The sequence below is a fragment of the Mesorhizobium sp. genome (assembly GCF_004963255.1).
Taxonomy (GTDB): Bacteria; Pseudomonadota; Alphaproteobacteria; order Rhizobiales; family Rhizobiaceae; genus Mesorhizobium.
This window is the reverse complement of record NZ_SUGA01000009.1, coordinates 192,208-201,313: the sequence shown is the minus strand read 5'-3', so window position 1 is coordinate 201,313 and position 9,106 is coordinate 192,208. Positions and strand designations below refer to the sequence as shown.

The 9,106-nt window shown below is 62.3% G+C and carries 17 protein-coding genes; 7 read left to right on the top strand and 10 right to left on the bottom strand.

Annotated elements, in window-relative coordinates; all coding sequences use genetic code 11:
• The first annotated feature begins 38 nt into the window (after window positions 1-38).
• From tnpB to E5X34_RS13465, 3 genes are all read left to right on the top strand, one after another.
• Window positions 39-395 (top strand): IS66 family insertion sequence element accessory protein TnpB, encoded by a 357-nt coding sequence (gene tnpB / locus E5X34_RS13475; RefSeq protein ID WP_024505580.1) that lies wholly within the window; start codon window positions 39-41, stop codon window positions 393-395.
• Window positions 396-464: 69 nt separating this feature from the next.
• Window positions 465-1,997 (top strand): IS66 family transposase, encoded by a 1,533-nt coding sequence (locus tag E5X34_RS13470; protein WP_024505579.1) that lies wholly within the window; start codon window positions 465-467, stop codon window positions 1,995-1,997.
• A 29-nt stretch (window positions 1,998-2,026) separates the two neighbouring features.
• Window positions 2,027-2,614 (top strand): hypothetical protein, encoded by a 588-nt coding sequence (locus E5X34_RS13465; RefSeq protein ID WP_292565223.1) that lies wholly within the window; start codon window positions 2,027-2,029, stop codon window positions 2,612-2,614.
• Between the two features lie 116 nt (window positions 2,615-2,730).
• Here the strand turns inward: E5X34_RS13465 and E5X34_RS13460 are convergent, their stop codons facing one another.
• Together E5X34_RS13460 and E5X34_RS13455 are read right to left on the bottom strand one after the other, a co-directional pair.
• Entirely contained in the window at window positions 2,731-2,988 is a 258-nt protein-coding gene (locus E5X34_RS13460) for a hypothetical protein (protein WP_292565220.1), read from the bottom strand.
• Window positions 2,985-3,308 (bottom strand): hypothetical protein, encoded by a 324-nt coding sequence (locus E5X34_RS13455; RefSeq protein WP_292565217.1) that lies wholly within the window; start codon window positions 3,306-3,308, stop codon window positions 2,985-2,987. The genes E5X34_RS13460 and E5X34_RS13455 overlap by 4 nt, the downstream gene beginning before the upstream one ends.
• A 59-nt stretch (window positions 3,309-3,367) precedes the next feature.
• On the opposite strand from E5X34_RS13455, the gene E5X34_RS13450 reads away from it, so the two are divergent.
• Genes E5X34_RS13450 through E5X34_RS13440 form a run of 3 tightly spaced genes read left to right on the top strand, consistent with a single transcriptional unit; the run spans window position 3,368 to window position 3,932 of the window.
• On the top strand, window positions 3,368-3,547 hold the full coding sequence (locus E5X34_RS13450) for a hypothetical protein (RefSeq protein ID WP_292565214.1): 180 nt from the start codon (window positions 3,368-3,370) through the stop codon (window positions 3,545-3,547).
• Complete coding sequence (locus E5X34_RS13445; RefSeq protein ID WP_292565212.1) at window positions 3,544-3,795, top strand: hypothetical protein; 252 nt, start codon at window positions 3,544-3,546, stop codon at window positions 3,793-3,795. The genes E5X34_RS13450 and E5X34_RS13445 overlap by 4 nt, the downstream gene beginning before the upstream one ends.
• Window positions 3,795-3,932 carry a hypothetical protein gene (locus E5X34_RS13440; RefSeq protein WP_292565209.1) on the top strand — a complete coding sequence of 46 codons (138 nt, stop codon included), beginning with the start codon at window positions 3,795-3,797 and terminating at the stop codon, window positions 3,930-3,932. Before E5X34_RS13445 ends, E5X34_RS13440 begins: the two co-directional genes overlap by 1 nt.
• 116 nt (window positions 3,933-4,048) lie before the next feature.
• Here E5X34_RS13440 and E5X34_RS13435 read toward each other — a convergent pair whose 3' ends face one another.
• A complete protein-coding gene (locus E5X34_RS13435; protein ID WP_292565207.1) occupies window positions 4,049-4,519 on the bottom strand; it encodes a hypothetical protein in 471 nt (156 codons plus the stop codon).
• Between the two features lie 74 nt (window positions 4,520-4,593).
• Complete coding sequence (locus tag E5X34_RS13430) at window positions 4,594-5,472, bottom strand: RNA ligase family protein (protein WP_292565204.1); 879 nt, start codon at window positions 5,470-5,472, stop codon at window positions 4,594-4,596.
• Window positions 5,473-5,556: 84 nt separating this feature from the next.
• On the opposite strand from E5X34_RS13430, the gene E5X34_RS13425 reads away from it, so the two are divergent.
• Complete coding sequence (locus E5X34_RS13425) at window positions 5,557-5,781, top strand: hypothetical protein (RefSeq protein ID WP_292565201.1); 225 nt, start codon at window positions 5,557-5,559, stop codon at window positions 5,779-5,781.
• A 19-nt stretch (window positions 5,782-5,800) separates the two neighbouring features.
• Here the strand turns inward: E5X34_RS13425 and E5X34_RS13420 are convergent, their stop codons facing one another.
• From E5X34_RS13420 to E5X34_RS13395, 6 genes are all read right to left on the bottom strand, one after another.
• Complete coding sequence (locus E5X34_RS13420; protein WP_292565198.1) at window positions 5,801-6,151, bottom strand: hypothetical protein; 351 nt, start codon at window positions 6,149-6,151, stop codon at window positions 5,801-5,803.
• Window positions 6,151-6,603: a hypothetical protein gene (locus E5X34_RS13415; RefSeq protein WP_292565195.1), complete on the bottom strand. Its 453-nt coding sequence runs from the start codon at window positions 6,601-6,603 to the stop codon at window positions 6,151-6,153. Before E5X34_RS13415 ends, E5X34_RS13420 begins: the two co-directional genes overlap by 1 nt.
• Window positions 6,600-6,866, bottom strand: coding sequence for a hypothetical protein (locus E5X34_RS13410; RefSeq protein WP_292565193.1), 267 nt, complete (start codon window positions 6,864-6,866; stop codon window positions 6,600-6,602). Before E5X34_RS13410 ends, E5X34_RS13415 begins: the two co-directional genes overlap by 4 nt.
• A gap of 174 nt (window positions 6,867-7,040) precedes the next feature.
• On the bottom strand, window positions 7,041-7,169 hold the full coding sequence (locus tag E5X34_RS13405) for a hypothetical protein (RefSeq protein WP_292565190.1): 129 nt from the start codon (window positions 7,167-7,169) through the stop codon (window positions 7,041-7,043).
• Window positions 7,170-7,173: 4 nt separating this feature from the next.
• Window positions 7,174-8,022 (bottom strand): glycoside hydrolase family 108 protein, encoded by an 849-nt coding sequence (locus E5X34_RS13400; RefSeq protein WP_292565188.1) that lies wholly within the window; start codon window positions 8,020-8,022, stop codon window positions 7,174-7,176.
• 63 nt (window positions 8,023-8,085) lie between these two features.
• Entirely contained in the window at window positions 8,086-9,105 is a 1,020-nt protein-coding gene (locus E5X34_RS13395; protein ID WP_292565185.1) for a hypothetical protein, read from the bottom strand.
• Window position 9,106 lies beyond the last annotated feature (1 nt).

Here is a 9,106-nt window from a genome sequence, read left to right as displayed (position 1 = left end):
ACGGTGGCCGCAGTGATCCGCGCGCTGAAGGCGACGTCGTGATCGGGCCGACGGGTGCGGTCAAGGTCATGGTGGCGACGAAGCCCGTCGACTTCCGCAAGGGTGCGGAGGGATTGGCGGCGCTGGTGCGAGAGACAATGGGGGCCGATCCGTTCAGCGGGGCCGTCTACGTCTTCCGGGCGAAGCGGGCTGACCGGATCAAGCTGATCTTCTGGGATGGCACCGGGGTTTGCCTCTATGCCAAGCGTTTGGAGGATGGGGAGTTCCGCTGGCCGAAAGTGCATGACGGCATGATGCGGCTGACGGCCGCGCAGCTCTCGGCGCTACTCGAAGGTCTCGACTGGCGGCGAGTCCACGAGGCGCGCCGGACCCGCGTTCCAGCCCAGGCGGGCTGACCCGCGACGAAGTGAATCAGCCTGGATTCCGCTGTCGCGGGCTGTCGGCGAATATGGTCTGATCCGCTCATGGCGATGACGGCTGACCAGCTTCCCGACGATCCGGACGCGCTGAAGGCGATGGTCCTGGCGCGCGACGTCGAGAATGCCCGTCTGATTCAGATCATCAAGGAATTGCAGCGTCACCGCTTCGGCCGGCGTGCCGAGACGCTCCCCGAGGATCAATTGCTGCTGGGGCTCGAAGAGGCCGAGCAGATCGAGGCCGCCGACGAGGAAGAGAACGAACAAGCATCTCCCGCAGAGCGCCTGGAGCGCGCCAGGAAGCGCCGGACGAACCGCGGCGCGTTGCCATCCCATCTGCCGCGGGTGGAAATGATCGTCGACATCGAGGACCATGCCTGCCCATGCTGCCGCAATGGCTTGCATCGGATCGGCGAGGACGTGAGCGAGCGGCTCGACATCGTTCCGGCGCAGCTGCGTGTAATCGTCGTGCGGCGGCCCAAATATGCCTGCCGCGCCTGCGAGGACGTCGTGGTTCAGGCTCCCGCGCCGGCCCGGCTGATCGAGGGTGGTCTTCCGACCGAGGCAACGGTCGCCCAGGTGCTGGTCTCAAAATATGCCGATCACCTTCCGCTCTATCGTCAGGCGCAGATCTACGCCCGGCAGGGTATCAATCTCGATCGCTCTACGCTCGCCGACTGGGTCGGCCGCGCCGCCTGGCACCTGCGTCCGGTGCATGAGCGGCTGCTTGGCAAGCTGAAGTCCTCGCCAAAACTCTTCGCCGACGAGACGACCGCGCCGGTGCTCAATCCCGGCCGCGGCAAGACTAAGACAGGTCAACTCTGGGCCTATGCCCGCGATGACCGACCATGGGAGGGGAGCGACCCGCCGGGCGTCGCCTATGTCTATGCGCCGGACCGAAAGGCCGAGCGTCCGATCGCTCATCTCGCAGGCTTCACCGGAATCTTGCAGGTCGACGGCTATGGCGGCTATCGCGTGCTGGCCGACAAAAGCGGCGTCACGCTCGCCTTCTGCTGGGCGCATGTCCGTCGGCGCTTTTATGAACTGGCAGCAGCCGGTCCCGCGCCGATCGCCAGCGAGGCGCTGAGACGGATCGCCGAACTCTACAAGATCGAGGATGACATCCGTGGCCGATCGGCCAACGAGCGCCGCGCGATGCGTCAGGACAAAAGCCGCGCCATCGTCGCCGATCTCGAACCCTGGCTGCGTGAGAAGCTCGGCCTGATCAGTCAGAAGACCAAGCTCGCAGAGGCAATCCGCTACACGCTCTCACGCTGGGAAGGCCTCTCGCGCTTCCTTGACGACGGCCGCATCGAGATCGACAGCAACACCGTCGAACGCTCGATCCGTCCGATCGCGCTCAACCGCAAGAACGCGCTCTTCGCAGGCTCTGACGGCGGCGCCGAACACTGGGCAGTCATCGCCTCGCTGATCGAAACCTGCAAGCTCAATGGTGTCGAACCGCTCGGCTATCTCGCCGATGTCCTCACCAGGATCGTCAACGGCCACCCCAACAGCCAGATCGACGATCTCCTGCCTTGGGTCTACATCAACAAGCTCGAGCTCAAGGCCGTGGCCTGAGAACACCGCTTACTGAATCTTTCTCTCAGTTGATCAAACAGATCGAAGATCTATCGCCTCTTTCAGGCTTCCTAAAAGATCTTCCCGCTTGGTTATCCGACGCCAACCTTATTCACCAGGAGATGTCCCAGCGCAACATCGCGATAGAGACGACGATCAAGCTGGGGAAGAGTGAGCTTAAGGTGAAACAGGCGCGCCTTGACGAGCTAGGGCCGACCGTTCGCGATGTTGGTATGTGGGGCAGCAGGTTAGAAGAGTTGCTAACCACCAACGAACTCAGAGAGGCTGCAGACAGAATTTACAACGAAATAACGGAGCGTGTCGGAAAGGGGGGCTCCGAACAAATACGCCGCCAACTGGCCGGTATCTTGGCAGCAATGATGGCGAGTAACGCGGAGGTCCGAGCCAGAGCAGACAGAATGCGCGAAGAGGCAGAGCGTCGCAGGAGCAGTGATGTAGGCCAGGACGCGTTCGACCTTCTATCGAAGTTGGTTGCCTTAGGCAGCGTTACGCAGACTGATCCGCCCGGTGATCGACGGAAGATCGAATTCAAATTTGAATACAAAGAGTACCGATACTATATCCCGAAGCCCGTCCCTGTGAGGCCGAAACGCTAGTTTGGTTGTCACCATCAGCATTCTTCGACACCGATCGCTCGAAGGACGGCAATGGCAGGGGTCGATCGACACCGGCCCTGGGTTTGTCGAGCAACAGCTTCTCCCGGACCGCGGTTTCAGTCACAGCCTCCTCCGATGTTGGCGTAGATCGCACCGCAGATGTTCTTGACATCGAACGGTTTGGCGTCGATGCGTTGGCAGCCCTTATGCCGCGCGATTTCTTCGAGCAGCAGGGTAAGCGCTCGATCGCCGCCGGCGGCCAGCATCTCGGCTTTGTCATACTTCGCCCGCATGCCGCATTTCTCGCAAGTGACGATGATCTTGGCGGCGGGATAGCGGGACAGGACGGCCTTGGTGCTCGGCGTGATGGTCATGGCGCCGGATCCTCGCGCCACACCGGAACGCGGTTGATCTTGATCGCCACCAGGCGACGGATGCGCAGACCGACGGCCTCCCGTCCGGTAGGCACGAAGGTCACGACATCGAGCCGTCCGTGAGCCCGCCCGCCGCCTTCGCAGGTCATCCTCTCGGCAAGCGAGTCGACATCGACGTCGCCGAAAATCTGGATCAGATCCGAAGGCTGGTAATTGTGCTGCCGCTTGCAGTAGCGGCAGGTCACACGAACCATGCGCAGCGTGTCGATCAGCTTCGACAGCGGATAGTCGCGGTACTTCGGATTGTAAGGCTCGGGCATAAGAACGAAATGAGAACAAATTCCTTGCCCGTCAAGCCGGTTTGTGGAATCTTTTCGCCATGAGCGACGAACCGACCCGCCCCGGCGAACCTATCCTGCAGCGTCCGCGCGGCCCGCTCGGGCATATCTGCGAACACGCCGGTTGCGGCAAGGATGCCGGTTGGGGCTTTGCCAGGCCGAAGAGGCCATCCCACTGGTTCTGCTACGAGCATCGCGGCGAAGGGGAGCGGTTCTTGTGATCGAGACGCCGCGGCGGCCGGGGGCCTATCCCGATCGCGAGATTGATTGCCAGCAGGCCATGGAGCCTGGTTTCCAGGCGGTCGTCGATTGCATGGTCGAGTCCGGCTGGACGCGCGAGGAGGCCAAGCGGGCACTGCGCCGCTTGATCGCAGCCGACAACATGGCGCAGAAGGAAAACGCCAAGGTCGAGGCTGAACTGGTGATCGCGCGTGCGATGATCAGGGCCGGCCGACCTCGGCCGTGGTGATGCTGGTTCCGCTCTACATCGGCGCGATTGGCGTCCTGACTTTTGCCAGCGCTATTTGGCGATACAGAGAGCGTGACATGATCGGCGCCGCGGCCTGCGGCGTGATGACGATCAGCGCAGCCTATCTGCTGATTTAGCCCAGCGACCAGCCGCGGCTGGCGGTGCAATGTCAATAGGTTACCGGACGGGTGTCCCACGACTTCATCCACAGAAAACGTCGCCTGTGGATGGCCGAACGCATAAGCCAAACGACTTAGCTGGGGCCACCTGGTCTTTTGACCTCTGCAATCGCATGGTTCCATTCGGGGCTATTAAGATAGGTCTTAAGAGGGCTTAGCGACTGGTCTGCTATGTCCTTGGCCTGTTTCTGGTCGAGTGCGACTCCAGCCTTTTGGAAGGCCTCCTTTAGAGATGCGGCAAGCTCTGTCGTATCCGGTGCCTTCTTTTCAATCTGCGCCAACGCCACCTGCGCTTGCGCCAGGCCAGCCTCAAGCTGAGAAATCTTGTCATCCCTTTGCTTGATTTCCAGCTTGGCCCCTTCGATCTCCAGAGCCACGTCAGTCCATTTGAACATGCTTATGAAGATAATACCTGCGAAGAGCAGCGCAGTAGCAAACAATCCAACCTCGGTGTACCGAGCATATTTCCAAGCCGGAATTGCCCAAGACAGGATCCCGACCACGAAGGCTATTGAAGTCATTACCAGGATTGCAGTCGGATTCATCTTCATCCCCCAAACACAGAACGCCGTACGATACTGAATTTCCCGAGCCCCCGCCAGCCAGGAACGAAGAGCAATCAGGCTTCCCTGATTGATTTCACAGAACCGTGCCGAAGCTTGGCTTCTCCGCGCAGCGATCGCACCGTGGCCTTGAGACCTGGACTCAGCCACTCGATTTCGCCCTCGGCAACGGCGGTCGGGACCGCCGCCTCGGGCGGTCGGGCGTCGCGCACACGTTTGAGCAGCCGCTCCCGGATCTCTTTCGTTAGCGATATCGCTGGGGAACCGGCGTATTTGCCATTGCGAGCGACTATCGCCTCGGTCCGCTTGCCTTCTTCTCTCTTGATGCCCAGCAACTCGAATTCCCCGATCTCCCAGCATTTGATCTTAACCCATGCGTCGGTCGGTCCGCTGCGATAGGCGCTTTCTCTGCGCTTCGAAACCACCCCCTCGAGGTCCATCTTGTCGACGGCGTCGAAGAATGCGTCGCCGCCGCCCTCGACGTGTTGGCTATACTGGATGATGGCGGTCGCCGGCTTCACTAGCCCCCAGAGAATAGCCTTGCGCTCTATCGCTGGAAGAGCGCGCAGGTCACGGCCGTCGAGATGCAGGATATCGAAAGCGACAAAGGCGAGCTGTTCGGCATTCCAGGTCATTCGTGAGTGCATGGCATGGAAGTTCGGCCGGCCGTCCGGCTCCGGGGCAATCATCTCGCCGTCGATGATGAAGGATTTCGCGGGGAGCTTCTCGCCAGCATCCACCACTGGCCAGTAGCGCTTCGACCAGTCGTGGCCGTTCCGGGAGAATGCGCGGACTCCAGCCCAGTCTCGGGTCAGTTGTGTACGGAATCCGTCGTACTTGATCTCATGGAGCCAGTCGTCGCTGAGCGGCGGCTCCATGACAAGCCGCGGCTCCATCGGCTTGATGAACTTCAGCCGGGGTTCTTCGTTACGCATGCACAACACCCAACAACCGCGATTCAAGCCGCGCAGGGCTGATCGGTTCCGGGTATTTTAGCGAAATTGTATATGGGAAGCGTTATGAAAAACGATCCAGATTGCCGCGCCGCGCTGCAACTGATCCGCGCCACGATCGAAGATCATTGCCCGCCTGGCGTGCTGATGAGCGAGGACCAGGTAAATGGACATTATCGACCATCGCTGCTTGGCGAGGCCGAGGCGATTTGCCGGGCGATCGTCGCCACGGTCGAGCGACTGTCATTCGACGGAACGTCGAAGCCGCCTGCGCCGAGCATAAAATCCTGAAGCGCGAAAATGGCGCGGATCACCTTTTCCGGGCGATCTCCATGGTCTGGTTGCGAATCTCCTGGCGCAGGTCCGACACCTCGCCGGTGAAGTGGTTGATTGCCTCGATCAGCCGGTAGCCGAGCTGCCGGCTTTTCTCGGCGTCGGTCCGCTGCGCACCAGCCTCACGCGTGTGGGCCTCGATCGCTTCCGCAAGCTGCTTGACTGCCTTGCTGTCGACCAGCGCGCCGGCGACCTCGAGCTGATGCTCAACGGGTGTCGGGGTTTTCTTCCCGTACCGCAGTCCAAAGGCGGCCAGGACACCAAGGAGGCCGAGCCCGAGAAAGTTGGCGAACTGGATAAGCTGTTCGACCGGCATGCCGAAAATCATCAAGGCCTCCGAAGCGTGGCGCCGACATCGGCCCACGCTCGTATGACGTTCCACATTTCGATCGCCATCAGGGTCGAATAGGCGACGACGCCGGTCACGCCGCCGCCGAGAAGAAGCTTGGCGACGAGGATCCCGAGAGCGATCTGACCCCAGAAGACGGCCGAGGCAAGGGACGCGCCGGCCCTAAGGTGGGGCGAATAGGGGAATTGTTTGAAAGTGCCGTTGACCGTAAGGGCGATCAGCCGGAAGAGCGCAGCGGCGAGGCAAAGATTACCCCAGAAGAACTCGTCGCCGTACATCGCGATGACGGCGAAGCCCGTCGACGTGTCGAATGTCTTCGGGTCGAGAAGCAGCACGGTCGAGAACATGAACAGCGCAGCGGCCATGATCCATTCGGTCACACGGATGCCGAAATGCGCGCGAATCCCCCCTGCGATGCGGAGGATGATCATCGCAGTTCGACCCTCCGTTCACCGCTAGCCTTCGTGTGCCGATCGCACTCGGCCGGCGTGTAGAGGCCGATTGCGCAGCCGGGCGCCATCGTCTTGTCGATCTTGTTCTGATCGGCCAGCGTCTTGCCCTGCGCGCCGGCGAGGCTGTTACCGAGGGCCGAGCGTAGGGCTGGAACATCGCTGACGCCGGAAGTCGTACACCCCGCCAGCGTCCATGCAGTCGTCAAAAGACATGCGAGCATCAATGCCCTTTTGTACTGCATGCTGGTTCTCCTTCGCGATTTGAGCGCGGACCTCGTCGGCGCCGCGGTGCTTGATGACCTCGTAGACGGTGAGGGCCGCGCCCGAGGCAAGGATGGCGATGACAGCCCACACGATCGTGCCAGCGGCTAGGCGCGAGACGCCTAGCCGGCCGACAATGAGGGTGATGAGGAGGCTCATAGGAAGATCCACCACACCAGCGCGCCGCCGACGGGGACGCCGACGGCGAAGCCGGCGAGCACCGGGAGCGCCAGTTTGGCGGCCGCTTCGATTGCCACCGTGAGAACGGCTTTCAGGTTCTCCATAGGATCAGCTCGCCGTGCCGAGCGCGACCGCCATGCGCGCCGCTTTCCGGCGGGCATACCAGCCGTAGGCGAGGCCGCCGATCGCCACGACCGCGCTCACGAGCGCCAGGACGACGACGACCTTCCCGATCCACTCGCTCGTGTAGGAGAACGGCGAAAGCTGGCTCTGCAGCTCGGCCAGCGTGCCCGACAGCCCAATACCTGCCATGCCGCCGCCGGCAGCAGCGTCCGCCGGCGCGGTCGAGGGAGAGGCTTTGGCGTCCTCGATAAACGCCTTGGCCTGACCTCCGTCGACGAAGTTCGCCATCTGCGGCATCGCGCCGGTTGCCCACGCCTGGCCGATCGAGCGGACCTCGGCGACGCGAGAGCGCCAGCCGCGGCCGAACGTCGGCCACGTCTTCAAGTGCTGCAGGAACACGAGACGCTGGTCGCAGATGCGGTCGATCAGGGAGTCGTGGTCATTGCAGGACTGCACGGCGGTGATCGTGCCCAGCCCGATCATGCCGTCGACACGGCCCTGGTAGAGCGGACCGAGGGCGCGCTGCAGCCACATGATGGACTGCTTCGGTCCCGAATTCACGGCGCCGTCGAAGACGACATAGTCGATGCCGGCCGGCAACTGGTCGCCCTTCACGGCGTCCCAATACTGGCGGTCGTAGATGTCGAACAACTCGTCGTTCGAAATGCTCTTCACTGACCGCGTGGCCTGGCCTTTGCCCTTTCGGTAGGCGTCGTAGACACGCTGGGTGACGCCTTTCATGGTGACGCCGCCGGGGTCGGCCGGATGGTTGCTGTAGCCGCCCTCGTGCGCGAGCACGCGGGCGAGCGATTCCTGCTCGCGAGATGCGGTCATGGTGGATCCTTTCCGCCCGTGAAGGGCAGGCTGTTCGATTGAGATGTCAGAGGGTTGCGCCGGTTATCTCGAGTCTTTTCCGGCGCCCGCTTTCGGCTGTTTCAGCCCGAGCGACGTCCTGAAGCCGTCGCCCTTGGAAATGGTGTGGTTGACGGTGTCGATCTGATACGAGCCGTCGATGCCCGGCCGCGCGCCAGAGATTGTGCAGATGGCCTCGGGCTCGGCACGGGCATCACCGACAATGGTGACGTTGCCGCCGCCTTTCTCGCGGTCCGATTCCTTGCCGTGTGCTTCGCCCTTCTTCTTGGCCTGCGCCTCGTTGGCGACGGTGACCAGTGCCCGGAGCTTGCTGTCGACATCCGCGATGCCGGTGTCGACCTCGACCTCAACGCGCTCCCCCTTGGCGCGGTCAAAGTAGGACAGGGCGACCTTGTTGAACTTCGGCCGGCTGATTATGGGCGAGATGTCCCACTCGATCAGGTTATCGCCCCAGCGCGCGGCGATGGGCGTGAGCGGCCGGCCGGACGCCGAAATGCCCTCGTTCCGCGGCGACAGGAAGCCGCGTGAGCCGATGATCTTCAATGTTCCGCCGACCTCGCGGGCGATACGCTGACCCCACGAGACGAAGCTCTCGTTCTGCTGGACCCAATAGTCGCGCTCGACCGAGGCGAGCGAGCCGAGCACCTGCATCTGGATGCCAGCCTTTTGACCCCACTCGGCCGCGACGCTCTGAAGCGTCGCCTTGTCCTTGTGCCTCAACGACGGCTGCTTAGCCTTGCTGCCGTGGTCGATCGAGCTCGCGGTGATCTTGATTTCGCGGCCCGAGCCCTTATTGCCGGTGCTGTTGGCGTCGGAAACGAACCCTTCGAACGCCCAATTGCCATTGATCTCGACCGAGACGGTGGCGCGCTCCTGCGGCAGGAAGACCGCGCCATCCTTGTCGGCCAGCACCATGCTGCATGAGTCGGACGCCTCGCCGGCCGAGCGCTGAATTTCGACGCTCTTCAATAGCGGCGCGAAGCGGCTGGTCACGTCCTGGCCGGCAACCGTGACCTTGTAGTTTCCTTGGATGAAGAAGCTCACC